At 62.2% G+C, this 26,360-nt stretch carries 24 protein-coding genes; 7 read left to right on the top strand and 17 right to left on the bottom strand.

Going from position 1 to position 26,360, the window contains the following annotated elements; translation table 11 throughout:
* Positions 1-199: 199 nt before the first annotated feature.
* The 6 genes from SAJA_RS07360 to dapA form a co-directional block, all read right to left on the bottom strand.
* A complete protein-coding gene (locus tag SAJA_RS07360) occupies positions 200-538 on the bottom strand; it encodes a hypothetical protein (protein WP_123658027.1) in 339 nt (112 codons plus the stop codon).
* Positions 535-2,628, bottom strand: coding sequence for a YjbH domain-containing protein (locus tag SAJA_RS07365; protein ID WP_245963254.1), 2,094 nt, complete (start codon positions 2,626-2,628; stop codon positions 535-537). The genes SAJA_RS07360 and SAJA_RS07365 overlap by 4 nt, the downstream gene beginning before the upstream one ends.
* 58 nt (positions 2,629-2,686) lie before the next feature.
* Positions 2,687-3,472, bottom strand: a complete 786-nt coding sequence (locus SAJA_RS07370; RefSeq protein WP_123658029.1) for a hypothetical protein — start codon at positions 3,470-3,472, stop codon at positions 2,687-2,689.
* Positions 3,473-3,474: 2 nt separating this feature from the next.
* Complete coding sequence (locus SAJA_RS07375) at positions 3,475-4,185, bottom strand: YjbF family lipoprotein (protein WP_123658030.1); 711 nt, start codon at positions 4,183-4,185, stop codon at positions 3,475-3,477.
* 10 nt (positions 4,186-4,195) lie between these two features.
* A complete protein-coding gene (locus SAJA_RS07380; protein WP_123658031.1) occupies positions 4,196-4,504 on the bottom strand; it encodes a hypothetical protein in 309 nt (102 codons plus the stop codon).
* 118 nt (positions 4,505-4,622) lie between these two features.
* Positions 4,623-5,489: a 4-hydroxy-tetrahydrodipicolinate synthase gene (dapA, locus tag SAJA_RS07385; protein ID WP_342777542.1), complete on the bottom strand. Its 867-nt coding sequence runs from the start codon at positions 5,487-5,489 to the stop codon at positions 4,623-4,625.
* A 243-nt stretch (positions 5,490-5,732) separates the two neighbouring features.
* On the opposite strand from dapA, the gene SAJA_RS07390 reads away from it, so the two are divergent.
* The 6 genes from SAJA_RS07390 (at position 5,733) to glcF (ending at position 12,109) form a co-directional block, all read left to right on the top strand.
* Positions 5,733-6,272, top strand: coding sequence for a glycine cleavage system transcriptional repressor (locus SAJA_RS07390; RefSeq protein ID WP_123658033.1), 540 nt, complete (start codon positions 5,733-5,735; stop codon positions 6,270-6,272).
* Positions 6,273-6,283: 11 nt separating this feature from the next.
* Entirely contained in the window at positions 6,284-6,751 is a 468-nt protein-coding gene (locus SAJA_RS07395) for a peroxiredoxin (RefSeq protein ID WP_123658034.1), read from the top strand.
* Positions 6,752-6,790: 39 nt separating this feature from the next.
* Positions 6,791-8,203 carry a PhoH family protein gene (locus tag SAJA_RS07400; RefSeq protein ID WP_123658035.1) on the top strand — a complete coding sequence of 471 codons (1,413 nt, stop codon included), beginning with the start codon at positions 6,791-6,793 and terminating at the stop codon, positions 8,201-8,203.
* A gap of 166 nt (positions 8,204-8,369) precedes the next feature.
* On the top strand, positions 8,370-9,809 hold the full coding sequence (locus SAJA_RS07405; protein ID WP_342777543.1) for an FAD-linked oxidase C-terminal domain-containing protein: 1,440 nt from the start codon (positions 8,370-8,372) through the stop codon (positions 9,807-9,809).
* On the top strand, positions 9,806-10,888 hold the full coding sequence (gene glcE, locus SAJA_RS07410) for a glycolate oxidase subunit GlcE (protein ID WP_123658037.1): 1,083 nt from the start codon (positions 9,806-9,808) through the stop codon (positions 10,886-10,888). Before SAJA_RS07405 ends, glcE begins: the two co-directional genes overlap by 4 nt.
* Positions 10,889-10,891: 3 nt before the next feature.
* Positions 10,892-12,109 (top strand): glycolate oxidase subunit GlcF, encoded by a 1,218-nt coding sequence (glcF, locus tag SAJA_RS07415; RefSeq protein ID WP_123658038.1) that lies wholly within the window; start codon positions 10,892-10,894, stop codon positions 12,107-12,109.
* A gap of 790 nt (positions 12,110-12,899) precedes the next feature.
* On the opposite strand, the gene SAJA_RS07420 is transcribed toward glcF, so the two are convergent.
* The gene (locus SAJA_RS07420) at positions 12,900-13,994 is read right to left on the bottom strand and encodes an AI-2E family transporter (protein WP_123658039.1); all 1,095 of its coding nucleotides are present in this window, start codon (positions 13,992-13,994) and stop codon (positions 12,900-12,902) included.
* A 155-nt stretch (positions 13,995-14,149) separates the two neighbouring features.
* Between SAJA_RS07420 and SAJA_RS07425 the strand changes: the two genes are divergently transcribed.
* Positions 14,150-15,649 (top strand): M48 family metalloprotease, encoded by a 1,500-nt coding sequence (locus SAJA_RS07425; RefSeq protein ID WP_123658040.1) that lies wholly within the window; start codon positions 14,150-14,152, stop codon positions 15,647-15,649.
* 322 nt (positions 15,650-15,971) lie between these two features.
* Here the strand turns inward: SAJA_RS07425 and lapB are convergent, their stop codons facing one another.
* From lapB to SAJA_RS07475, 10 genes are all read right to left on the bottom strand, one after another.
* Positions 15,972-17,162 carry a lipopolysaccharide assembly protein LapB gene (lapB, locus tag SAJA_RS07430; protein WP_123658041.1) on the bottom strand — a complete coding sequence of 397 codons (1,191 nt, stop codon included), beginning with the start codon at positions 17,160-17,162 and terminating at the stop codon, positions 15,972-15,974.
* Positions 17,155-17,445 (bottom strand): lipopolysaccharide assembly protein LapA domain-containing protein, encoded by a 291-nt coding sequence (locus SAJA_RS07435; protein ID WP_123658042.1) that lies wholly within the window; start codon positions 17,443-17,445, stop codon positions 17,155-17,157. The genes lapB and SAJA_RS07435 overlap by 8 nt, the downstream gene beginning before the upstream one ends.
* Positions 17,446-17,557: 112 nt before the next feature.
* Complete coding sequence (locus SAJA_RS07440; RefSeq protein ID WP_123658073.1) at positions 17,558-17,848, bottom strand: integration host factor subunit beta; 291 nt, start codon at positions 17,846-17,848, stop codon at positions 17,558-17,560.
* A gap of 214 nt (positions 17,849-18,062) precedes the next feature.
* Positions 18,063-19,742 carry a 30S ribosomal protein S1 gene (gene rpsA / locus SAJA_RS07445; RefSeq protein ID WP_123658043.1) on the bottom strand — a complete coding sequence of 560 codons (1,680 nt, stop codon included), beginning with the start codon at positions 19,740-19,742 and terminating at the stop codon, positions 18,063-18,065.
* Between the two features lie 114 nt (positions 19,743-19,856).
* Entirely contained in the window at positions 19,857-20,552 is a 696-nt protein-coding gene (gene cmk, locus SAJA_RS07450; RefSeq protein WP_123658044.1) for a (d)CMP kinase, read from the bottom strand.
* Positions 20,549-21,877 (bottom strand): 3-phosphoshikimate 1-carboxyvinyltransferase, encoded by a 1,329-nt coding sequence (gene aroA, locus SAJA_RS07455; RefSeq protein ID WP_123658045.1) that lies wholly within the window; start codon positions 21,875-21,877, stop codon positions 20,549-20,551. Before aroA ends, cmk begins: the two co-directional genes overlap by 4 nt.
* Entirely contained in the window at positions 21,874-22,776 is a 903-nt protein-coding gene (locus tag SAJA_RS07460; RefSeq protein WP_123658046.1) for a prephenate dehydrogenase, read from the bottom strand. The genes aroA and SAJA_RS07460 overlap by 4 nt, the downstream gene beginning before the upstream one ends.
* Positions 22,777-23,895, bottom strand: coding sequence for a histidinol-phosphate transaminase (gene hisC, locus SAJA_RS07465; RefSeq protein ID WP_123658047.1), 1,119 nt, complete (start codon positions 23,893-23,895; stop codon positions 22,777-22,779). It abuts the gene before it with no gap.
* 24 nt (positions 23,896-23,919) lie between these two features.
* Complete coding sequence (gene pheA, locus SAJA_RS07470) at positions 23,920-25,026, bottom strand: prephenate dehydratase (protein WP_123658048.1); 1,107 nt, start codon at positions 25,024-25,026, stop codon at positions 23,920-23,922.
* A 108-nt stretch (positions 25,027-25,134) separates the two neighbouring features.
* The gene (locus tag SAJA_RS07475) at positions 25,135-26,328 is read right to left on the bottom strand and encodes a phosphoglycerate dehydrogenase (protein ID WP_123658049.1); all 1,194 of its coding nucleotides are present in this window, start codon (positions 26,326-26,328) and stop codon (positions 25,135-25,137) included.
* Between the last annotated feature and the right edge of the window lie 32 nt (positions 26,329-26,360).

The following is a 26,360-nucleotide window of genomic DNA, read 5'->3' on the forward strand; positions in this document are numbered from 1 at the left end:
TCGGCTCGCGTCGGCGGCTGTGCCGCCGGTCGAACCCTCGGTACGGGGCCTAAACATCACCGGGCACACCCGCTTTCCAAGAGCGCTCCTTTGACCGCTCGGACACCTCTCCATCGAGCGGCGCGAATTGTAACTTAAACCGGACACCCACGCGACCGTATTTTCGAAACACGGCCATATTCTGCGAACGCCGGGCGTTTTAGCGCCTGGTTTGGAGGACTGGGGGTGTGGTCAAACACCGTGACTGGTCGTTATCCGGCTCGGTGCCGACCGGCGCCTCGCCGTAGGCTGCGACGGGCCCGTTGCGAACATCCGGTACGCTCATCTGATCATCGGATTTCGGCACTTCAAGCCCGGCGGGGGCCTTAAGCTTGGGAAACGCGATGGCATCGGCATAGCCCTGGCGTTTCAGGCAATTGGGCGTGCTACTGCAGGCAGTCGCTGAAATAGCAACAACAACCAGCGCTGTGACGTTCACAAGTTTACGCATACCAATCCGGCGCATAGAAAAAACAGGGTGTCGTGGCGCATCGATCATCGCGATTCCGGTGGCTCGAAGCCTTGCCAGTAATCGTCAACGTCTCGATCGTAAGTCAGACCGTACAACGAGTAACGTCGATTCAGGAACGCCCCGCCGTCTCGTGTCAGCGGGCTCCATTTCAGACCGAGCGCGTTACGCGTTGAACGTGTGAAGAAGGTATCCAGCGGGATCGTCACATAGATTCCCTTGTCAAAACCGCCTTCGCCGAAGTTGTCGTTATAACTGGCATCCGTATAGGTGGCATAAGCTCCGATGCGGACACCTGACTCGAACTGGCGCGACAGATCCAGTGTGCCGCCGTAATCGCCGGCAAGATACTGGCCGACGCTGGCCCGCATCAGCACATCCTTGATGCCGGTATCGATATAGGCGGTCGCATGGCCGGTCACGACATCGTAGTCGCGAAAATCGAACTGTGTCTTGAAATCGCGCTGACGCACGTAGTTTACGTCGATACCGAACGCTGCACGGCTGTTGAACGGACGATAAAGCACTTCGCCACCGACGCCGCCAAACATCTGTTCGAGCAGACCGGCGTATCCCATGCCGAACCAGTTGTCGGCCAGGCGCGCGGTACGCGTGTATTGCAGGTTGTAGACGCCGAGATCGGTCTCGTCCGTATAACGGTTGATGAACGTACGTACCCGAGGGAGATCAGAATCGGCGACGTAGTCGAAGTCGTCGTAGTTGTCGATCAGCGAGTAGCCGAGCGTTCCCGTGAACCAGCCGTGATCATCGGTACGCAACTCGGCACTGGCCTGAACCAATACCTGATACAAGTAACCGTCGGGGCCGCCATAGTTCTGTATCAACGCCGGACGAATGTTCCAATCAAACCGATCCGGGTGCTGTTCATAAACCGTAGTTTCAATCTCTGAGAGATCCGCGGTCTCGCTCTGGCTCACATCCACGACTTTCACACCGCGGCGATAATCATCGTAAGCGAACACACTGCCCGGCTCGGTCAAGAACGGTGCGTCGTTCGGCATTGGATCGCGCGGCAAATTGTCTTGCCGCAGATAGAAGCCGCGCTTGGTATAGCGATACTGAAACGAGCTGATGTCGTCGTTGGTCACGCTATTGAGGATTCGGTTCCCGCGTAGTTCGCCCTGTGCCAGGTCACGATAGCGAGACTGCGCGCCCTCCACGATGACGGTATCGCCCCGTGTCTTGATACGGCGCACTTGGATGCCTGCGTTCTCGCCGAGCGCCTGCGCGGTTTTTTGCCAGTTGTCGGTCGTTTCCACGGGCGCCGGCTGAACGGGCACCGGCGGCGCGTCGGACTTCGGCTGATAAAGGTGCGCCAGGCCGACACTTAACGTTGCACCGAACATTGCTGTCGTACCGCGCTCATAGGCGCCGGTAAGCGTCAGATTGTCGTTGACCCGAAGACGCGCACCGAAATTGACCGGGAGATCCTGTTCGATGGACAGCCCTAACGGCTCGCTCTCGTAGTCATTACCTTCGTACTCGACTTGCAGCGTGAGCGGCTCGAACGGTGTGTGGTACTCAACGCCACCAAAAAACGCGCTTCGCCCGGTGAAAAGGCTTTTGAAGTTGAAGTCGCCGCCGCCAGCCGAGCGATCGCGGTCGCGATCATCAAAGCCGTCGTCGATATAAGAAAACGGATTTTTTACATCGCCGCGCGCGCCGAGATAACCCCAGGCCATGCCAAAGCTGAAGTCGAGGTCATACCAGCGTTTATTGGCAACCAGATACTCACTTCCAAAAAGGCCGGTGCCGCCGAAATCGCGAAAACCGAGCGCGATCTGCGGCGCCCAGCGTGATTCGCTTAGCAGCCGAAGCTTAAGATCGACACCCTTGTCCAGATAATCCCGATCCGAGCCGGCACCGAAATCCCGGCCCGAGATACTGGTGTAGCGGAAACCGCCTTGCAGCCAGGAAAACGGCTGAAAGCTGAAGGCAAAGTTACTGTATGGGTCAGCATTGGAATAGGTGAAGGCGAATTCGCCGACCGGCGCCATGCGTGCCGTGGGCGTTTCCAACAGCCCTGTGCCGCCATAGTTCGCCTGAAACGGCGCATAGTCCCCGGTGAAGTCCTTTGCCGGTGCCGGCAGGCTGACCACCGGCGTGACCGCAACGGCGAGGCTGAAGGCAACGAACGATCGTCTGGACCGAGCCGGCCTATTCCTTGGCTCTCGCACTCACCCTCTCCCCTGAAAGATCTTGTTCGCGACAGTCGATACCCGACGGGGTATGCGCGAGATAGTCTGCCATCGCGTCCTGCATCCAGCCGAACACCTGGCCCGACAGTGGAAAGCTACCCACGACCTGAGCCCCGGGTGACAACACGCCATCTGCGTAATTCCAGGCCTGCGTGCCGTAGCGATTGACCTGCCCATCGGGCGTTACGACAGACACGAAGCCGGTCGTACCATCGCGCACAGCGGGCACCTGCTCGTAAAGATCACTGAGCCTGAAGTCGGATTGCCAGGTGATCTGTTCATGGCCGGCCGAAGACCATACCCCGACGGTGTCCGGCACGTCACAGGCGCCGATCGCGACAACACGCGCCACAGGCGGGCGGCTGTTCGGGTGTGACAATAAATAAGACGGCGACCAATCCCCCGGCACACGAGAGCGATCGCGCTGACCGAGCCCGGCCTTCCAGGCATCAAGTGCCGCGACATACCGCGCATAACCGCCCGCATCCAGACGCCACCGCAGACGCTCGAACTCGGCGATCAGATCCTCACGTGCGCCATCGAGCCGCTGGGCCGACTCATCGGCACGGATAAACGCATAAGGCGGAATGATATCACTGGCTGCCGGAAATCCAAGCCATGCGTCCAATAGCGAAGACGGTGCCCCGGGGGCTACGGCTGCCGAGCTGCCGGCATACATAATCATCGGCGCGACCAAGGCGCTCAACGTGAGTCTCACCACCCCACGGGCATTATTCAGAACCATGACTACCACCAGGGTCGAGCGACGGACCAAGCAAAGGACGGGCTGCCCGGCCAGGGCTCGGTTCTGCCTTTCCATATCCGGTGTGTGTCCGGAGCAAGCCAGTAAACCGAGCGCGTCGTACCGGCCCCCACCCAATCAAGCGTCTCTTCACAGCGCAACAGAGGCAGCCGCGCAAGCGGGAGTTCAACCACTTCGGTTTCTCCGGCACAGGTCAAAACCGCTGAAGCCGCCATTGCTTTCGTCTGGGACGACGATGCATTTCGCCACTGCCGGATAACGCGATAAGAGCGCGGCTCATCCAAAGCGCCCGGAAACGGCGTCGATGCCTTGGGCGCCGGCGACAAACCCTCGAACGAGGTCATGTCGAGGTTGTTTTTAAGGCCAGCCGTCGATGACAGATACCCACGCGAGAGCGTCACGGTTTCGGAGCGCCCGGATTGCCAATACGTTACGCCGGGTTGTTGTTCGGCAAGCACGAGCAGGCCACCCCGGCTGTCCTGTGTGAACTTAATCGTGGCGAACGAGATCTCTTCAGCACGGCCGGACACGTCAGCGTTGTCGAACGGCCAGAGCGCCGCAGTGGTGGCGATCAGCGGATGATCGTTCGCGTCGAAATACGAACAGCCGGACAGCGCGATGCTCGCGAGACCCACATAAAGAAGGGCCGCCTTACGGCGGCCCTTCTTGACACGATCGAATCGTGATCCAGTCATGAGCGACGGATCAGTTCGTGGTGCCAGTCGTACCCGTCGTACCCGTCGTGCCGGTAGCACCGTTCAGGTCGACGTTTTCATCGTCACTACCGCTGTTGGCGACAGCGAAAGCGGCGCCGATAGCAGCGCCGGCACCGACAACGGCCAATGCCGTATAACCAGCGACTTCGCCAGCGCTGGCACCGGCAGAACCGCCGCTGGCCGGCGTGTAGGTCGCCGCTTCGCGGTTATCGTTGCTGGTGTCGTTCGCCTGGGCAAACGTGATGGCCGGCGCAAAAGCCAGCAGCGTGATAGAAGCAGCAGTCAAAAACTTTTTCATAATTAAGCCTCCCGTAGGCGCAATGTGGTCGACGCGCTATGTGAAAAACTACTAAATACGCGCGACCAATACAAGTAGAACACAGTATTTATTTCTTCATGCCGAGACGCGCAAGTCGTTAATCACGCAGCAAATCAAGGCCGCGCAAGGCCTCGCGCACGTATTCATGAAAATGTTCGGCAAGCGGCGTCAGCGGCAGGCGAATTCCGGCCTCGATCCACCCCATGTCCTGTAGCGCCCATTTGACCGGAATCGGGTTGGCTTCCATAAAGAGCGCGGTGTGCAGACTCTGCATATCGGCATCCAGTCTTTCGGCGCGCTCACGTTCACCGGCGGTCGCGGCGAGACACATGTCGCTCATCAATCGCGGCACGACGTTCGCCACGACCGAGATATTACCCTTGCCGCCCACCAGCATGGACTCCATGGCCGTGCCATCGTCGCCCGAGTAGATATCCATGCCGTCGCCCACGTGCTCGATGAGATCATGAATACGCTCGATCGAGCCCTTGGCTTCCTTGATGGCAACGATGTTGTCGATCTCGGCCAGCCGGCCCACGGTTTCCGGCAACATATCCACGCCGGTCCGGCTCGGCACGTTGTAAAGGATCTGGGGGATATCCACCGCCATCGCGATGGCATGGAAATGACGATACAGCCCTTCCTGGCTCGGCTTGTTGTAATAAGGACAGACCAGCAGTGAGGCATCCGCGCCCACCCGCTTGGCGTGGCGCGTCAGTCGGATGGCTTCGTCGGTCGCGTTGCCCCCCGTGCCGGCAATCACCGGGATGCGTTTGTCCACGATCTCGACCGTTCGCTCGATCACTTCGTCGTGTTCGCGAAAACCCAACGTCGCCGACTCACCGGTCGTGCCGACCGCCACAATGCCGTGCGTGCCCTGCTCGATATGCCAGTTGACCAAGCGCTCGAGCGCCTGCCAGTCCACGCTGCCATCGGCATGCATGGGCGTCACCAGCGCCACCATGCTGCCGCCGAGTTGTTGTCTGTCTATTGCCACGGTCATCTCCTACCCTTGCGCAGGCCGGGATTGTACCGAGCTTGTTGGTGCTAACATAGCCGGCTTTTAAAATGCCGTCGACGGCTCTCAAGCCGCGCTGCGTTGCGCTGATGCATCCCGCACGGCCGTAGCGCATCGCGTACTGCCTGTGCCACCGTCGATGCTCCGCGGCGCGCGTGCTGCGTGTCGCTAGTTCTGTTCTGAGCGGTCATGCCTGAAATCAAGAAATATCTATCCCTTGTCGCACTCGGCACTGCCCGCGAGCGGCTCGCTCACGATTTGATCGGCGCCGTGGCACGCCGCGGCTGCGCAGTGGAGGAATGTCGCATCACGCCGCTGGGCGATCATTTCTCGGCGGTCATGCTGCTGGCCGGTAATTGGAGTGCCATGGGCAAGATGGCCTCTGCCCTGCCGGGCCTGGCGGAGACGCTCGGGCTATCCATCCAGTTTGAACATACGGAGCCTGGCGTGCCGGCACCCGATTACCGCCCGTATGCCGCCGAGGTCGTCGGCCCACAGCAGCCCCGGACGCTGGGCGAGCTCGTGGCCTTCTTTTCCGAGCAGGACGTATTGATCCACGAATTGAGCGTCCAGGCGTATGACGCCGGGATGACCGGCGCGGCGATGTGCACCGTGCATATGTCGCTGCGGGTACCCATCAACCAGCATCCACAAACGCTGCGCGATGCCTTCATGGATATCTGCGACGACCTGAATGCTGACGGCCTGCTCGACCCGATCAAAACCTAGAAGGACTCGCCATGGCCGTAGAACCCAACGATCGCGCACCGGATTTCAAAGCGCCCGCAACCGGGGATCAGACGCTTTCACTGTCGGATTTTTCCAATCGTATTCTCGTGCTTTATTTCTACCCGCGTGACAACACGCCCGGCTGCACACAAGAGGGCCAGGGCTTTCGTGACATCTACCCGGCGCTGCAACAGGCCGGGGCCGACGTGCTCGGCGTCTCGCGGGATTCGTTGCGCAGGCATGAGAACTTTCGTACCAAGCATGCTTTTCCGTTTGATTTGATCAGCGACGCGGACGAGCGCGTATGCAAGGCCTACGAGGTACTCAAGGAAAAGAACATGTACGGCCGCACACATATCGGCATCGAACGCTCGACGTTTGTCATCGACACGCACGGCATCATTCGCTATGTCTGGCGGGGCGTGAAGGTCGCCGATCACGCCCAGGACGTCCTACAGGCCGTCACAGCCATCGACTGAGCGCCCGGCGGCGGGCGCCACTAAACCATGAGTCTGTCTATGAGCCCACGGGTATTCGTACTTGATACGAACGTGCTGATGCACGATCCGACCTCGATCTTCCGGTTCGCCGAGCATCATGTGTTTCTGCCCATGGTGGTGCTCGAAGAGCTGGACGGCGGCAAGAAAGGCCTGTCCGAAGTCGCGCGCAATGTGCGCCAGGTCAGCCGCTTTCTCGACGAACTGATGGCCGGCCAGTCACACGAGACGATCGAAGCCGGCATTCCACTCGAGCAGCGTGACGAGCTGGCCAACCGTGCCAATGGCCAGAACCCGCCTCAGCCGAGCGGCCGACTGTTTTTTGAAACCCGCCCTCCGGAAGGCCAGCTGCCCACCATGTTGCCCGGCAGCAAGGCCGACAACTCGATCCTGTTGTCGGCACTGGCGCTTCGAAATGTCTTCTCCCAGGCCGAAATCGTTCTGGTGTCGAAGGACATCAATCTGCGGATCAAGGCCTCGGTCATCGGTATCCAGGCCCAGGATTACTTCAACGACAAGGTTCTGGAAGACCTGGATCTGCTGCATACCGGCAGTGCGGCCCTGCCCGAGGATTTCTGGGCCGGCCACGCCGACGACATGAAATCCTGGCAAGAAGGCGGCGAGACGCTCTATCAGCTCGAAGGCGATGACGTCGCCGACTGGCATCTCAACGAGCTGCTGTATTTCGATCGCGATAATGACGTCGAGCTCATCACGCGCGATATCGAAAACAACGAGGCCCTGCTTGCGCTGGCGGAAAACTATCGCGAGGGCAAGCGAAACGTCTGGGGCGTGCATGCGCGCAATCGCGAACAGAACTTCGCGCTCAATCTGTTGATGGACCCGGACATCGACGTGGTCACGTTGCTGGGTGCCGCCGGTACCGGCAAGACACTGCTCACCCTGGCCGCGGCCCTGGCCCAGACGCTGGACGAGTCGCGTTATCGCGAAATCATCATGACGCGCGTGACCGTGCCCGTGGGCGACGACATCGGTTTCTTGCCGGGAACCGAAGAAGAAAAGATGACGCCCTGGATGGGCGCACTGATGGACAACCTGGAAGTGCTGACCGGCAGCTCCGGAGCCTCGGACTGGGAAAAAGCCGCGACCAACGAACTGCTGGCCAATCGGATCAAGATCCGGTCGGTCAACTTCATGCGCGGGCGAACGTTTCTGGAACGCTTCGTGATCCTGGACGAAGCCCAGAACCTGACACCCAAGCAGATGAAAACATTGATCACCCGTGCCGGCCCGGGTACCAAGTTCGTCTGTCTGGGCAATCTGGCCCAGATCGACACGCCCTATCTGACCGAGAACAGCTCCGGCCTGACCCGCGTGGTTGATGCATTCCGCAACTGGCGTCATGCCGGCCACGTAACCCTCGCCCAGGGCGAGCGCTCACGCCTGGCTCATTTCGCATCAGAACATTTATAGTAAGACGTAGTAACAGCGATTGTTCAACCGCTCGATCATCGGCCTGACGGCCTCAAATAAAAAACAGATCGAACGGTATAGCCCGAGGAGACAACTTATGTCGGATGTAACAACCGACGATCGTGCCCGCGCGCTTGACGCCGCGGGCTGCATCGGCAAGCCAGAAATGGTCGCCGCCCTGCAGGCCGAACTGCCGCACGACATCGTGCTGCACGACGATGAAAGCCTGCGGCCCTTTGAGTGCGACGGCCTGTCGGCGTATCGCACGCTTCCCATGATCGCGGTCTTGCCGGCCACCATCGAGCAGGTTCAGACCGTCATGCGGATCTGCTACGAATACGATACCCCCGTGGTCGCGCGCGGCGCGGGTACCGGGCTGTCAGGCGGCGCCTTGCCGCTGGAACGCGGCGTGCTGCTCTCGCTCGCCAAATTCAACCGTATTCTGGATGTCGATACCGATAACCTGCGCGCCACCGTCCAGCCGGGCGTACGCAATCTGGCGATCTCGCAGGAAGTCGATCATCTGGGCCTGTACTACGCCCCGGACCCGTCCTCGCAGATCGCCTGCTCGATCGGGGGCAACGTGGCGGAAAATTCGGGCGGCGTGCATTGCCTGAAATACGGGCTGACCACCCACAACATCATCAAGCTCGAGATCGTGACCGTCGACGGCGAACGCCTGACCATCGGCAGCGATGCACTCGACTCGCCCGGCTATGATCTACTGGCCCTGATGACCGGCTCGGAAGGGCTGCTGGGGGTAATCGTCGAGATCGTGGTCAAACTGCTGCCCAAGCCCGAGCTGGCTCAGGTCGCCATGGTGGCCTTCGACGATGTGCGCGCCGCCGGCGACGCCGTGGCAAACATCATCAAGGCCGGTATCGTTCCGGCCGGTCTCGAGATGCTGGATTCACCGGCCATCATCGCGACCGAAGAGTTCGTGCACGCCGGCTACCCGACCGAGGCTGCGGCTATTCTGCTGTGCGAGATCGACGGCACCGAAGCCGAGGTCGCCGAGGACATCGAGCGCGTACGCCAGGTCGTCAACGACTCTGGCGCCAGTGACGTGCGCATCTCGAAAAACGACGGCGAGCGCGCTTTGTTCTGGGCCGGTCGCAAGGCCGCTTTCCCGGCAATGGGCCGTATCTCGCCCGATTATTACTGCATGGACGGCACGATCCCCCGCAAGGCATTGGCCGACGTGCTGATCGGTATTGGTGAATTGTCGAAGAAATACGGCCAGCGCGTGGCCAATGTCTTCCACGCCGGCGACGGCAACCTGCACCCGTTGATTCTTTATGACGCCAATAACCCCGGCGAACTCGAACGCACCGAAGAGTTCGGCGGCGCGATCTGTGAGCTGTGCCTGAAACACGGCGGCACCATTACCGGCGAGCACGGCGTGGGCGTCGAAAAGATCGACCAGATGTGTGTCCAGTTCCCCAAAGCCGAGCTGTTGCAGTTTCACGCCGTGAAAGCCGCTTTTGACGACAAGACGCTGCTCAATCCCGGCAAAGCGGTGCCCACCCTGCACCGCTGTGCCGAGTTTGGCGCCATGCATGTGCACCACGGCGAAATGCCCTTCCCGGAACTGGAGCGGCTATGACCTCCACCGTCGAATCCCAGGATCAGACCGACGCCCTGGCCGAGCGCATCAAGCAGGCCCACGCCGCAGGCACGCCGATAGCGATCGCCGGCAGCGGCTCGAAGCGTTTTCTCGGTGAGCCGGTCGACACGAGCGCACACGACACGCTCGACATAACCGCGCATCGCGGCATCGTGTCCTACGAACCGGGCGAGCTCGTGCTGACGGCCCGTGCCGGCACACCGCTGGCTGATATCGAAGCCGCCCTGACCGCCGAAGGCCAGCGCCTGGCCTTCGAGCCGCCGCACTACGGCGCCGGTGCCACGCTTGGCGGCACGATCGCGGCCGGCGTATCCGGCCCGGCCCGGCCCTATACCGGGGCAGCGCGTGATTTCGTGCTCGGCACCAAGATCATCAATGGCCAGGGCGAGATACTGCGCTTTGGCGGCGAGGTGATGAAAAACGTGGCCGGCTACGACCTGTCGCGGCTCATGGCCGGTGCCCACGGCACGCTGGGCGTACTGCTGGAAATCAGCCTCAAGGTACTGCCCACGCCCCGTACGCAGGCCACCCGCGTGTTCGAGCACAACGCCGAACAGGCCCTGGCCGCGTTTTCGAGCTGGGCGGCTCGGCCCTGGCCCATATCGGCCACATACTGGGAAGCCGGCAGGACCTATCTGCGGCTCTCCGGAGCCACGAGTTCCGTGGACGCCGCGGCCCAGGCTCTGGGCGGTGAGCCGGTGGCCGACGATGTCGACTTCTGGCGCGGGGTGCGTGAACACGAACGTGTGTTTTTCACCGACGGCGAGAACGCGCTCTGGCGTGTGTCGTGCGCCCCGGCGGCACCCATCACCGAGCTGCCCGGCTCGCTCGCGCTGGACTGGGGCGGCGCGCAGCGTTGGCGCGTCACCGATGCACCGGCCGAGGCCGTGCGTGACGCGGCCCGCCTGCACGGTGGACACGCCACCCTCTATCGCGGCGATGCGCACCCGCGCGGCCAAGCCTTGGCGCCCGCGCTGCTGGCAGCTCATCATCGTCTCAAACACGCCATGGATCCGGCCGGTATCTTGAATCCCGGCCGCCTGATCCCGGAGGGCTGAATCATGCAGACCTCGATTGTCGAATCCTTTCTCAACACGCCCGACGGCCAGGAAGCCGATCGTATTCTGCGCGCCTGCACGCACTGCGGTTTCTGTACGGCCACTTGCCCGACCTATCAGCTGACCGGGGACGAGCGAGACAGCCCGCGCGGGCGTATCTATCTCATCAAACAAGTGCTTGAGGGCAACACGCCGACCGAGCGCACGCAGTATCACCTGGATCGCTGCCTGACCTGCCGGGCCTGTGAAACCACCTGCCCGTCCGGCGTGGAATACGCCAAACTCGCCGATATCGGCCGTCATCTGGTCGATCAAAACGTCGAGCGCAGCAACCGAGAGAAAGCCATCCGGTTCGCGCTTCGACATATCGCGGCTTATCGGCACCGGTTTGCGTTCGTGCTCGCCATGGGCCGCGCCGTGGCGCCCCTGCTCGTCGGCCCGTTGGCCCCGCTACGCGAGAAGATACCGCCGCGTCGCGAGGCGATCGCCGCCCCGAGCGAGCGGCGCCACGCACGCAAGATGCTGGTCTTGCAGGGCTGCGTGCAGCCGGCAGCAGCGCCCAATACCAACGCCGTGGCCGCGCGCGTGTTCGACCGTTTGGGCATTGATCTGGTCGCGGCCCCCGGGGCCGGATGTTGTGGCGCCTTGAACCAGCATCTATCCCAGCGTGATCAGGCGCTGGATAACGCACGGCAGAATATCGATGCCTGGTGGCCTTATATCGAGGACGGCGCCGAGGCCATCGTCATGACGGCCAGCGGCTGCGGTGCCGAGGTTTGTGAATACGGCCACATGCTGCGTAACGATCCGGTCTATGCCGAACGCGCGGCACGGGTCTCCGAATTGACCTGCGATCTATCGGATGCGCTGGCCCGCGAGGATCTGTCGGGCCTGGCCGATACCGGCAACGGGCGACGCGTGGCCTATCATCCGCCGTGCACGCTACAAAACGCCCCCGGCCTGCATGACAACGTCGCCGAAATTCTGGCACAGGCCGGCTATAAGCTGACGCATGTCTCCAACTCGCATCTGTGCTGTGGGTCGGCCGGGAGTTATTCGATCCTGCAGCCGGAAATGGCCGGCGAGCTGCGCCAGAACAAGCTGACCAGCCTGGCAGCGGGCAATCCCGATATGATCGCCACCGCCAACATCGGCTGCCAGCTGCATCTCGAAGCCAAGGCCGGCATGCCGGTTCGTCATTGGGTAGAGCTGCTGGCCTGAGCGGCGATAGCTCGGGCAGGAGTGGCTTTATCCGCAGATGACGCAGATTGCGCCGATGCGGGCTCGGTAGCGCGGCGGGCTGGCGGCTGAATAATCGGCTCGCGGATGGCGGACAGCTGATCGATCGTGCATCGGTCGGCTGACGTTCCACGGCTTCTTGCCGGGCCGGCGCGCCGCTAGGGCCTGTTGCCGTTTCATGCGAGCGCCGCGTTGGAGACCGCAAATCGTGTCCTGCAAGGCGCGAGTCGCCGCATCGTGGCGTGCCACGATCAAGACTCGTAACGCCGCAGGGCGCGATTTGCGGCCCAACCCTTCGGGACAAGCGCGCTGAAATTAACGACACGTCGGCAATACAGCGTTCTAGCCCACTAGCGCAGAATGACTGCGCGGCGTGGGCTACGCCTCGTCTTGCCGCAAAACAGCGCTTGGCGCGGGCTCGTATGAAACGGCAACAGGCCCTAGCTCGCCCATCGACTCACAGTCGCTGAGCAGATGCCAACCCGAGCCGCTGCGGCCCGGGTTGGATTGTGCCTGCTTGATCTTGCGCAGCACGGGTGTAGGCAAATCGAAACGATAGCCGGGCGGTTTCAAGGCAACATTAAATCGCCTGCCGTGAATATCGAGTCTCGCATCCAGCTGGCAATCTCAACGTTCCGCCAAGCCCACATCGGCGTAATCTGCGTCCATCTGCGTTTACCCCTGAAAGAACGAAGCCAAGAAAGCAGTGGCGCCCTGATGCCGTATCTCCTGATCGGCAAACCCGTTATTTGCGTCAGTACGGCCCCGAGGGCTACGGCGTTGTGCCAGACGTCTCGTCCGGCATGGCCGCGCCTATGGCCGTGCCCTGTCTCGGCCAGGCGTTGATGACGGCATGAACCAGTGTGGCCAGGGGAATTGCGAAGAACACGCCCCAGAACCCCCAGATACCGCCAAAGAACAACACGGCCGTGATGATCGCGACCGGGTGCAGGTTGACAGCTTCCGAGAACAGAATCGGCACCAGCACGTTGCCGTCGGCCATCTGCAACACGGTATAGGCCACCAGTACCGTCAGGGTTTCAGTTTCCATGCCCCACTGGGCATATGCCACGAGCATGACCGGAATCGTCATGCCAAAGGCGCCCACGTAAGGTACGAGGACCGAAAACCCCACCAGGGCTGATAACAACATCGCGTAATTCAGCCCCAGGGCCCAGAACACCAGATAAGCCGCGATCCATACGATGAGAATTTCCAGCGCCTTGCCACGGATATAGTTGCCGAGCTGGACGTTGACCTCGTCCCAGACACGGCGCAGCAACGCGCCGTTCTTCGGCACGAAGCCACCACACCAACGCATCAACAGGCGCTTGTCGCGGAGCATGAAGAACACCATCAACGGCACCAGCACCATATAGACCGTGAGATACAGCAGGCCGGCACCGACCATCAATGACCGGCTGACCAATGCCTGACGCCATTCTCCGAAATCGATCGACATACTGCTGACCAGCCCGTTGATCTGTCCTCGGGTGATCAGCGAGGGATACTGGGCCGGCAGGCTGCGGATCCAGTCCTGGCTGCGATGCACGAGACCCGGCAATTCCTGTATTACCTGGCCAGCCTGGCGGGTCAAGAGCGGCAACAACGCGAAACTGACCCAGACCACGGCGAGTATCAACATCACGGCCATCAGTGCCGCACCCAGACTGCGGGGCACGTGCCAGCGCTCGAGTCGTTCAACCGGGGCATCGCATAGATAGGCAATGACGAGTGCTGCCAGCACCGGCGTGACAAGCTGGCCCGCAAACAGCACCAACGCCAGGCCGGCCAGCAGGATGAGGATCAGCGAGACAAGCTGCGGATCACTGGCATACCGTACAAACCAGGCACGAAAAACATTCATTGAAGAAACATGTTGAGAAGAGGACAGGCCAGTCATGGCCGTATCCTGCCCGATCTGCCGGGCGCTTACGAGCGCTGCGCCCACTCCGATCACCTGTTCGCCGCATGCCCGGGAATCGCGGTAGTCTGTAACTCTTCGCGGGAGCGCGCTTAACCATGAAAACGCTTGTTCGAACCGCCGGATGGATCGCAGGCGCGGCCTTGATCGCAGGCCTGGGTAGTGCGTGGGTACCGGCCTCGGCCGAAGGCTATAATCTGCCCGATCTCGGCCAGCCGGCTGATACCGCCATGTCGCCCGCCGAGGAAAAAAAACTCGGCGCCCAGGTGGTCACCCAGCTGCGCTCTCAGGATCGGATCATCGAGGATCCCGAGCTCAACGAATATCTCGCCGAGGTCGGGCATCGGCTGTTACAGGCCACGAATCGACCTTCGCATGACGTACAGTTCTATGTCATCGATACCGGTGATATCAACGCCTTCGCCCTGCCCGGCGGCTATATCGGCGTGAACGCCGGCCTCATCATGGCCACCAAGACCGAAAGCGAGCTGGCCAGCGTGCTCGCCCACGAGCTGGCACACGTTACCCAGCGCCATATTGCACGCCAGATGGCGGACAGCAAGGGCGACGCCATCGCGACCATGGCCACAGCACTTGTGGCCGCAATCGCCGGCGCATCGGCCGGCGCCGGGCAGGCCGCCTCGGCGGCGATCATGGGCGGTATGAGCCATCTGGGCATGCAACAGATCTCGTATACGCGCACACACGAATACGAGGCCGATCGGGTGGGGATACATACCCTGGCCGACGCCGGCTACGATGCGCATGCCATGTCGCGCTTTTTTGGCACCCTGCAACGCCAGTCCGATCTGTATGGACGACAGCCGCCCCAGATCCTGTTAAGTCACCCGGTCAGCTCCACGCGTATGGCCGAAGCCGAGGCCCGCGCGGCCGGTTACCCCGACCGGGCCGCGCACACCAATCCCGAATATGCGTACATGAAGGCGCGCGTACGCATGCTTACGGCTAACAGCCCGAATCAAATGCGCGATTATTTCGCTCGGGAACGCGCCGAGCACGACAGCCCGGATCTGGACTATGGCTATGCACTGGGCCTGATCCGTACCAGCAACGAACGCGCGGCCGTGGATCTATTGGCGGCCGGACAAAAGACCCATCCGGACATCGTGGCCTGGCCCCTGGCTCGAGCCGAGGCCTGGTCACAGGCCGGGGTCTATGACAAGGCTAACGAGATCCTCGAGGCGGCCAGCAAGCGATTTCCCAAAGACGAAGCCGTCGCCCTGGCGCTGGCACGTAACCGCTTTGATCGCGGCGACTATCGCAGCCTGCGTAACCAGCTGATCGCCGATCGCCGGCTGCTGGATACCTACCCAAGCGCACAGCGCCTGCTGGCCGAGGCAGCAGCCAAGACCGACGACTACGGCGAGGCGTATTATCGCCAGGCCCGTTACTTCGCCATGATCGGCGATTACCCGCAGGCGATCAATCAGCTGCGCACCGCGCTTCAGACTGCTGACCTCGACCAATACAATCAGGAGCGTTTAAGCGCGTTGCGTAATCAGATGGTCTCGGCCTGTCATGCGGCCTGGTCACCCGAGAAGTGCGAACGCGCCGTGGCCCAGAACGCGGACTATTGAGCCGGCACTTGAGCCAGGGCCTGTTGCCGTCTCGTGCGAGCGCCGCTTTTGTCGAGAGCCCGCCGTGTGTCGTGAACGGCGCGAGTCACAGCGTCGTGGTATCCCACGGTCAAGACTTGCAACGCGCCAGGGGCCCATCTTCAATTTCATGGGCGGCCCAACCTTTCGGGACAAGCGCCCTGAAACCAACGAGACGTCGGCAATACAGCGTTCTAGGCAATTTGCACAGGACGACACGCTAGGTGAGCTAGGCCTCGTCTTGCCGCCCATAGCCACAACCATGCAGCGCTTGGCGCGGACTCGTATGAATGGGTAGCAGACCCTAAACCGCGCGAGACGGCCCGATATCGCTCAGCGGGCGTACTTGGTCCCAACGCCGGCAGTTCGGGCACTGCCAGTGTAGATAACGACTGGCAAAGCCACATGCGTGACAGGCATGGCTGGGCGCCGTCGCGATGATACGTGAGAGCGCCAGCCGTAGACTGTCCAGTGGCCCGCTCAAGCGGGTCTTGCCATGTTGTGCCGAATATTCGAGCAGCGCATGAAAAGCCAGCCAGTTCGCCTCACTTTGTAGATAGCGTGACAGGTGGGCGATCGCCTCATCCGTACGCCCGGCCTCGTTGAGCGCCCGTGCTCTGGCAATCTCAGCCGCCGGCGACGTCGAACGGGCCGACATCTGATCGAAAAACCGCAAGAGTCCTTCTGAATCGGCCAGTCCGCGATGTGCCTCGATCACCGGGGCAACGATTTCACTGCCAAGCCTCGGATCCTGTATCAACACGCGCCGATAGGCTCGGACCGCTTCGTTGTAGGCCCCGGCCTGGAGATGCCAGCGTCCTCGCAGCAAGCCGGCCCGAGCGCAGTTCGGCGCCGCGCCTTCAGCTGTTGCCAGCGCATCGAAGGCAGTATCAACCTGGCCTGAATTAAAAGCTTCTTCAGCCAGTTCGCAGTGATACTGACCGATCAGCGTCGCCGAGTTCTCGTCTGTCTCGGTGAACAACCTACCGGCGACTTCGATCGCGCTCTGCCACTCTCGGGTCTGCTCGTGAATACCCAGCAGGCGAGACAAGCTTTGTCGGCCATGAACATCGTCATCAGCCAGATCGCCGAACAGTCGCTCGGCCCGATCGAGCACGCCGGCTCGCAGATAATCACAGGCCAGCTCAAAACGGGCGTGGTTACGCTGCCGATTGGACAGCTGAGGCCGCGTGATCAGGTTCTGGTGCACCTTGAGCGCGCGATCGATCTCACCCTGGCGTCGAAACAGGTTGCCCAATGCCAAATGGGTCTCGACCGTGTCGTCGTCGACGGCCAGCACGCGCGAGAACGTTTCGATGGCGCGCTCGGCATCATCATTGACCAGATGCGTGATCCCGCTCACGTAATCGCGGGTAACAGCGGATTCGGTCTCGCATGCACTGTCGCTGGTGCGCTCGGCTCGTGCGCGCGCCCACCAGCCCGAAGCTGCCGCGACTGGCAACAACAGGACCAGCCAGACAATCGGATCAGGCATTGCCGGCGTGTGCACTCCGCAAACTGTCGATCTCGGCTTCAGCGTCCCTGAGCTTGCGCTTGGACGACGACAGCCGCGTCTTCAAGCGAATCACGCGCAGCGTAAACAGGACCACAGCGATCAGCAGGCCAAGCACGAACGCCGCTGCCAGCAGTACCACCAGGGGGGCTTGTGTTCGAACCACAAGCAGATCGATCGGCGCACTCTGGAAATTCAGATAACCGAACAGCAGCCCGATGACGGTAGCGACAAAGACAACGAGAATACGCAGCAAGCTCAACATGCACCAAGATCCTGTAGACGAGGACCGCGAATGGACAGCCGACGTTGTCGCCTGGGCGGTCCGTTCGTGATCGTTGCGCTCGGCATCATATCAGCCGCGCGCGGGTCATGATTCAGTCGGCAACCGCGAGATTCACGCGCTCACGCAATTCCTTGCCGGGTTTGAAATGCGAAACATATTTCGGCGGGATTTCGACCGATTCGCCGGTTTTCGGATTTCGCCCATGGCGTGCCGGGCGATGATGCACCGAAAAACTGCCGAAGCCGCGTATTTCCACGCGCCCCCCTTCGGCCATGTGATCAATCATGCGATCGAGCAGAAGGCGAACCGCCAATTCGACGTCTCGTTGGGTCAGATCGTCGTATTGATCGACCAGCCGCTCGATTAATTCTGATTTGGTCATGCAGCGCTCTCCCCAAACGCCGTCGCGCGACAAACGTCTCGCTGACGCAGACCCCGTGGCACGCTTCCCCCGCGTTACCGTGGCCCATAAAACAACGCCCGACGTTGGCCGATAGAGCCAGGCGCCGGGCGCGTTCTTCAAGGCTATTTCAAAACAAGAGATGCTTGCAAGCATCTCTCGTCTCGGGACGTGTCAAAGACACGTCTCAAACCGATCAACTGTCGCGATCGGCCATCTGCTCCTTGAGCAGATCACCCAGGCTGGTGGTGCCGGTCGAGGCATCGGTATCCGCGTAATCGCGCATGGCCTGCTGCTCGTCCTTCTCTTCCTTCGCCCGGATCGACAGGCTGATCGAACGGTTACGACGATCCACGCCGACAAAGCGTGCTTCGACGGACTCGCCCTCGGACAGCGCGGTACGGGCGTCTTCGACGCGCTCGCGGGCGATATCCGAAGCCCGGATATAACCGACGACTTCGTTGCCCAGATCCACGCTGGCACCACGGGCATCGACCGTGGCGATCGTGCCGGTGACGAGGCTGCCCTTGGGATGATCAGCGACGAAGGAGCCCAGCGGATCGGTGGCCAGCTGCTTGATGCCCAGCGAGATCCGCTCGCGATCGGCATCGATGGCCAGCACGGCGGCTTCGACCGAATCGCCCTTGGAATATTCGCGCACGACTTCTTCGCCGGCCTCGTTCCAGGACAGATCTGACAGATGCACCAGACCGTCGATGTTGCCCGGCAGGCCCACGAAGATACCGAAATCGGTGATCGACTTGATCTGGCCGGAGACCGTATCGCCACGCTGATGTGCAGCGGCGAAGTCTTCCCACGGGTTGGACTGGCACTGCTTCATGCCGAGCGAGATACGACGACGCTCTTCGTCGATCTCGAGCACCATGACCTCGACTTCTTCGCCCACGGAGACGATCTGGTTCGGGTTGACGTTCTTGTTGGTCCAGTCCATCTCGGAGACGTGCACCAGGCCTTCCACGCCTTCCTCGATCTCGACGAAGGAGCCGTAGTCGGTGATGTTGGTGACGTTGCCGAACAGACGCGTGTGCTCGGGATAACGACGCGCGATATCGACCCACGGGTCATCGCCCAGCTGTTTGAGGCCCAGCGAGACACGGGTGCGCTCACGATCGAACTTGAGCACCTTGACCTCGATCTCCGAGCCCACGGTGACCACGTCAGACGGGTCCTTGATGCGCTTCCAGGACATGTCGGTGATGTGCAGCAGGCCGTCGATGCCACCCAGGTCCACGAACGCGCCGTAGTCCACCAGGTTCTTGACGATACCCTTGAGCACGATGCCTTCCTGGAGCGTGTCCAGCAGCTGCTTGCGCTCTTCGCTGTACTCTTCCTTGAGCACGTCGCGACGCGAGACAACCACGTTGTTGCGCAGGCGATCCAGCTTGATGACACGGAACTCGAGCGGCTTGCCCTCGAGATAGGTCGTGTCGCGCACCGGGCGTACGTCCACCAGCGAGCCGGGCAGGAACGCACGAATGTTGCCGACGTCCACGGTGTAGCCGCCCTTGACCTTGCCACTGATGTGGCCGACCACGGACTCGCTGTTCTCGTAGGCCTCGGTGAGGAAGTCCCAGGTGCGGATGCGCTGGGCTTTTTCCTTCGACAGGCGCGTGGCACCGAAACCGTCTTCCACGGCTTCCAGTGCGACTTCGACCTTGTCGCCCTCGACAACGGTCAGTTCGCCGTTCTCGTCGTAGAATTCATCGACGGGGATCACGCCTTCGGACTTCAGGCCCGCGTCGACGATCACGACATCGTTCTTTACTTCCAGCACCTCAGCGTTGATGAGGGAACCGGGCTGCATGGTGCGACCTTGCAGACTCTGCTCGAATAGCTCGGCGAAACTTTCAGACATGTGAGGGAAAAATCCTGCGGCGCGACAACTGACACGCCATCGGTTGTTGGAAAAACAAAAACACCGCCCAAGGCATTGCACCCTGGCCGGACCCGGTGGACCCGCGCGCCGCGATCAGTCGACGAGCCAGCCCTTGGCCACCACGAGATCACGCACCTTGCGCGCACTCGCAGTCACACTATCGCCCGTGGTATCAATGACATAGGCATCGTCCGCCGGTTTCAGCGGCGAGGCCTTGCGCGAGGCATCGCGCGTATCACGATCCACGATTTCGCGATATATCCGCGAGAGACTAGCAGGCTCGCCCTGGGCCGACAACTGTTCGTGGCGCCGACGAGCCCGCTCCTCGGCCGAGGCGGTCACGAATATCTTCAGATCGGCCTCGGGGAAGATCATGGTGCCCATGTCACGGCCATCGGCGATCAGCCCCGGGGCCGCGGCAAACGTACGCTGGCGCGCCAACAACGCCTCGCGCACGGCGGGAATCGTCGCCCAGCGCGAGGCTGCCTTGGCAATCTCGTCCTGGCGAATGGTTTGGGTGACGTTCTCACCTGCCAGCTCGATACGCTGACCGTCGTCGCCGGCGATGAAACGCACGTCCAAGGCCCGGGCCTGATCTGCTGCCCGCTGGATATCGTCGTCGATGTCGACCGACAGGTTTTCACGGAGCGCGCCAAGGCCCACCAGCCGATAGAGCGCCCCGCTATCGAGAAGCGACCAGCCAAGCCAGGTCGAAAGTTTGCCCGCCAGCGTGCCCTTGCCGGCACCACCTGGCCCGTCCAACGTGATGACCGGCACCTGTGCACTCATCCTGCACCCTCCGCCACTTGGATCTGCAGCCCGGCCTCTTCGGCCAGGGCCACGAAGTTGGGAAATGAAGTCGCGACATAGTCGCAGTCGTCGATACTGATCGGCGCATTGGCACGCAGAGCGGCCATGGCAAAGGCCATGGCGATGCGATGATCCTCGTGCGAGGCGATCGCCCCGCCGGTGAAGGCAGCACCCGTGGGCCGGCCGTGTATCACGATGCCGTCCTCGGTTTCCTGGCAATCCACGCCAAGCGTGCGCAGCCCTTCGGCCATGACGGCCAGGCGGTCGCACTCCTTGACACGCAGCTCGCCGGCACCGGTGACCCGCGTGGTGCCCTGGGCACAGGCCGCGGCGATGAACAACGCCGGACACTCATCGATGGCCAGCGCCACCAGATCACCGCCGATATCGGCGGCCTGCAGGCCGCCGCCACGGATATGGATATCGGCGACCGGTTCGCCCGCTGCTTCGCGCTCGTTATCCAGGCGGATATCAGCCTGCATGGCCTGCAGCACATCGATCACGCCGCGGCGCGTTGGATTGATACCCACCGCTTCGAGAACCAGGTCACTACCGGGGCTGATCGCGGCCCCGACCAGAAAGAACGCGGCCGATGACAGGTCCGCAGGCACGGAGACATCCGTGGCTACCAGCCGCTGCCCGCCGGCGACCGATACGCTGCGGCCCTGGCGCTCGACGTTGACGCCGAAGCCGACCAGCATGCGCTCGGTATGATCGCGACTCACGCCCGGCTCGTGTACCTGTGTTGTGCCGTGGGCATACAGCCCGGCCAACAGCACACAGGATTTGATCTGGGCACTGGCCACGGGGGCAGCGTATTCGGTGGCCGAAAGCCGATGCCCCCCGCTGATATGAAGCGGCGCGCGACCGCCATCGGCGCTGGCAATCGCCGCGCCCATACGCGACAACGGTTCGATCACACGCTGCATGGGGCGGCGTGAAAGACTGGCGTCTCCGGTGAGCGTGCTGTCAAAGGCCTGCCCCGCCATGATGCCGCACAGAAGCCGCATCGAGGTGCCGGAGTTGCCCAGATCCAGCGCGGCGTCGGGGCGCATCAGGCCGTGCAGACCGCGGCCCTCGATCACCCGTATATCGCCGTCCAGATGATGAGCAACGCCCATCGCCTCGAACGCGGTCAGCGTGGCCAGACAATCCGCACTTTCCAGAAAACCGGTGATACGGCTCGTGCCCTCGGCCAGGGCAGCGAACATGATCGCACGGTGCGAGACCGATTTATCGCCCGGCACGCCAAGCGAGCCACGCAGCTGACCGCCCGGGGCGACATCGAACCGACGCCCGCTCACGAGGCACTCTCTCTGCGATCAGCACCGTACTCATCGCGTGCGGCTTTTGCCCGGCCGAAGACACCGTCGATGGTGTCGTGATCGTCATCGGCGATCGCGCTGCGTATACGGGCCAGGCGCTCGATATAGGTATCGAGCACGTCGAGTACCGGGCCGCGGTTGGCCACGACGATATCCCGCCACAGCCGGGCGTCGCTGGAGGCGATCCGCGTGAAGTCGGCGAATCCGCCGGCCGCAAAGGCGAATATCTCCTGGCGCTCGGACAGGGCAGCCAATGTATCGACCAGCGTATACGCCAACACATGCGGCAGATGGCTGGTCGCGGCCAGCACGTCGTCGTGGTGGGCGGCGTCCATCTCGATCACGCTGGCACCAAGCTCTTTCCAGAGCCCGACCACGCAGTCCAACGCGCTGGCTGCGGTGTCCTGGCTCGGCGTGAGAATTACACGACGCCCGTCGAACAACGTATTGAACCCGGCATCCAGGCCCTGGTTCTCGGTCCCGGCGATCGGATGGCCGGGCACGAAATACGCCAGACGATCGGCCAGATGCGCTTGCGCAAGGGCGACCACGCTCTGCTTGCTGCTGCCCGTGTCGGTGATGATCGCATCGCGCGGGGCATGGGCGGCAATCTGGGCCAGCACCTCGGCCAAGGCCGCCGGCGGCACGGCCACCACGATCAGATCGGCCTGGCCGACCGCACTGGCGATATCGGTGTGACAGGCATCGACCAGGCCGAGCGTAAGCGCGCGTTTGACGTCGGCCTCGTTCTCGACCGCCCCGACCAGCTCACCACGAAACCCGGCACGATAAATTCCGCGTGCCACCGAGCCGCCAATCAGGCCCAGGCCGATGATGGCCACATGTTTGGCATTGAAGATATGTTTCTTTTCGCTCATTTAAGCAAACACCGTGTCCAACGCGGCCAGGAACGCCTGATTCTCTTCGGCGCCGCCCACCGTCACGCGCAGGTGCTGTGGCAGGTCATAGCTGGCCAGCGGACGCACGATCATGCCCTGGCGCAGCAACGCATCGAAGACCTCGGCTGCATCTCGCCCGGTATCGAAGGTGATGAAGTTGGCCTCGGACGGCAGGCAGGCAAAGCCGCGGGCAGCCAGTTCGCGGGCCAGACTGGCGCGCTCAGCGGTGTTCGAGGCCACCGACCGGCTGATGAATTCGGAATCATCAAGGGCAGCGCGCGCGCAGTGCATGGCCACCGTGTTCACATTGAACGGGGCCCGCACGCGGTTGAGGAAATCGGCGATACGCGGGCTCGACAGCCCATAGCCAAAACGCAGCGCGGCCATGCCATAGATCTTGGAGAACGTCCGCGTGACGATGAGATTATCGTAGCGCGCCAGCCAGTCGAGCACCGGCGGATGGCTGGCCCCGCTCTGGTATTCGATATACGCCTGGTCGAGCACGACGACCGTGGTCGCGGGCACGCGATCCAGAAAATCGGCCAGCGTGTCGTTGTCGATCCAGGTGCCGGTCGGATTGTTGGGGCTGGCCATGAAGACCACCCCCGTATCCGGGCCGATCGCCGCCAGCATCGCTTCCAGATCATGCCCGTAGGGCATATCGGCGGCCGGGTCGAGGGCCGGCACTTCGCGCACCTCGGCGCCCACCGCCTGAGAGACGATCGGATAGACGGCAAAGGCGTGCTGAGAGACCACCGCGTTACGCCCCGGGCCCAGAAAGACCCGGGCCGTCAGCTCGAGCACGTCGTCGGAGCCGTTGCCCAGTGTGAGCTGGTCGGTCGTGACGCCGTGTCGCGCGGCCAGTGCGGACTTGATCTCGTAGCCCGCCCCGTCGGGATAGCGATACAGCGCGCCGTCGAAATTCGCCAGTGCCGCCTGGGCGGCCGGCGAAGTCCCCAGCGGGTTCTCGTTCGAGGCCAGTTTGATGATCGACGACAGCCCAAGCTCGCGCTTCAAGTCCTCGATGGGCTTGCCGGGCACATAGGTCTTGAGCCGTTCTATGCCGGCGTGCGGCATGGGGCGTTTGTTATTGGACATGACAGCTAGCGATGAGAGAGCGCGTTACTCGGCCTCAAGGCCGATCGAGCGCGGATAAGAACCCAGAATCTTGATCAGGGCCGCCTCGGACTGGATGGCCTCGATGACGCGACGAACCGGCGGATCGTCAGCGTGGCCTTCCATGTCGATGAAGAAATTGTAATCCCAGGCCTGACGACGCGACGGGCGCGACTCGATACGCGCCAGATCCACGCCGGCCTCGGCCGCCGGGGCCAACAGACGATACAACATGCCCGGCCGGTTATGGATCGAGACCAGAATCGAGGTCATATCACGGCCCGAGCGCGGCACGCTTTGCCGGCCCAACACCAGAAAACGCGTGGTGTTGTTCGGATCGTCCTCGATGTTAGAGGCCAGAATCGGCAGATCATAATAGTCACTGGCCGCCCGGGCCGCGATCGCGGCGGCCCCGTTTTCGCCGGCCACTCGGCGTGCGGCCTCGCCGTTGGATGACACGGCCTCGCGCACCACGCCCGGCATATGGCTGTCCAGCCAGTTGCGACACTGGGCCAAGGACTGGGCGTGGGCCACCACACGTTTGATACGGCCGATATCGCGCTCGTGCGAAAGCAGGTGATGATGCACGGGCAGTGCCACCTCCCCGCAGATGATCAACGCGCTGCCCACCAGCTGATCCAGCGTGTGGCTGACCACGCCCTCGGTCGAGTTCTCGACCGGCACGACGCCGAAATGCGCGTTGCCGGCCTCGACGTCGCGAAAGATATCGTTGATCGCAGCATGAGGTGAGGCCGCGACCGCATGGCCGAAGTGCTTGTAGACCGCGGCCTGGGTATAAGTGCCCTCGGGCCCCAGATACGCCACCGTCATCGGCTGCTCCAGCGCCAGACAGGCCGACATGATCTCGCGAACGATGCGCGCCATGGCCTGGTCAGGCAACGGGCCGGCGTTGCGCTCGGCCACGCGGGCCAGAACCTGGGCTTCGCGCTCGGGCCGGTAGAAATCGGTTCTACCCTGGCGCTGCTTGATTTCGGCGACCTGCACAGCCACACCGGCCCGCTCGTTGACCAACGCCTGGATCTGTTGATCCAGAGCATCGATGCGCTGGCGGGCATCGTTCAAGGCATCGTCATCGGCGCTTGGCTGGGTCATGGACAGAACAACGCGGCGCGTCGGACAACGCGCCAGTAGCAGGTGGATCGAATGACGAGCGCCGGGCAGGCGGCCTACCCGCCCGGCAACGGCGTGATCTGCGCTGGGCTAACGCGCGTCGCGCCCGATCGCGCCAAGATACCGCACGCAGAGGACGCCGGAAATAGCCCGCAGCTCGTCCAGTGCCCCGTCGGTGACCTCGGCATCGATATCGACCAGCGACAGCGCGATCTCGCCCTTCGACTTGTTCAGCAGATCAGCGATATTGTGCTCGTAGCGTGCCAGCGTCGAGGTGATCTGACCCACCATGTTGGGCTGGTTCTTGTTGATCACCACGATGCGATGGGCATGCGCGGTCGGCGGCATGATCGCTTCAGGAAAGTTCACCGAGTTACGGATATTGCCGATCTCCAGCCACTCACGCAGCTGATCGGCGATCATCATCGCGCTGTTGTCCTCAGCCTCGTCGGTGGAGGCGCCCAGGTGCGGCAGCGTGATGACCTGATCGTGGGCCCGCAGTTTTTCCGAGGGGAAATCACAGACGTAGTATTTCAGGTGGCCTTCGTCGAGCGAGGCCAGCACCGCGTCTTCATCGACGATTTCGGCGCGCGAGAAATTGAGCAACACGCCGCCCTTGGGCATCAGCTTCAGCCGTTCGGCGTTAACCAAGCCACGCGTGGCGTCAATCAGCGGGACGTGTAGCGAGACGAACTCGGAGCCCGAAATCAGATCGTCCACCGATACCGCGCCGTGCACGCTGGCATGCAGGCGCCAGGCGTTGTTGATGGTGATACCCGGGTCGAAACCGGTCACGTTCATGCCCAGGCCTTGCGCCGAATTGGCCACGTTCACGCCCACGGCACCCAGGCCAATCACGCCCAGCGTCCGTCCGGGCAGTTCCATGCCCTTGAACTTCTTCTTGCCGGCTTCGACCTCCTTGTGAAGATCTTCACCGGTCGAGGTCAGGCCCTCGACATAGCGCCAGGCGCCCAAGATGTTACGCGCCGACAGCAACATGCCGGACAGCACGAGCTCCTTGACCGCGTTGGCGTTGGCGCCGGGCGCGTTGAATACGGGCACGCCGCGCTCGGTCATGTCGTTGACCGGGATATTGTTGACCCCGGCACCGGCCCGGCCGATCGCGCGTACGCTGGCCGGGATATCCATATCGTGCATATTGGCCGAGCGCAGGATGATGGCATCCGGCTCGTTCATCTCGGAGGCGACTTCGTAGCGCTCACGCGGCAAGCGATCCAGGCCGCGCGGCGAGATATTGTTCAGGGTCTGAACCTTGAGCGTCATGGTCTATCCTTGATCAAGCATTGAAAACGGCA

This window comes from Salinisphaera japonica YTM-1 (assembly GCF_003788585.1).
Lineage (GTDB): Bacteria > Pseudomonadota > Gammaproteobacteria > Nevskiales > Salinisphaeraceae > Salinisphaera > Salinisphaera japonica.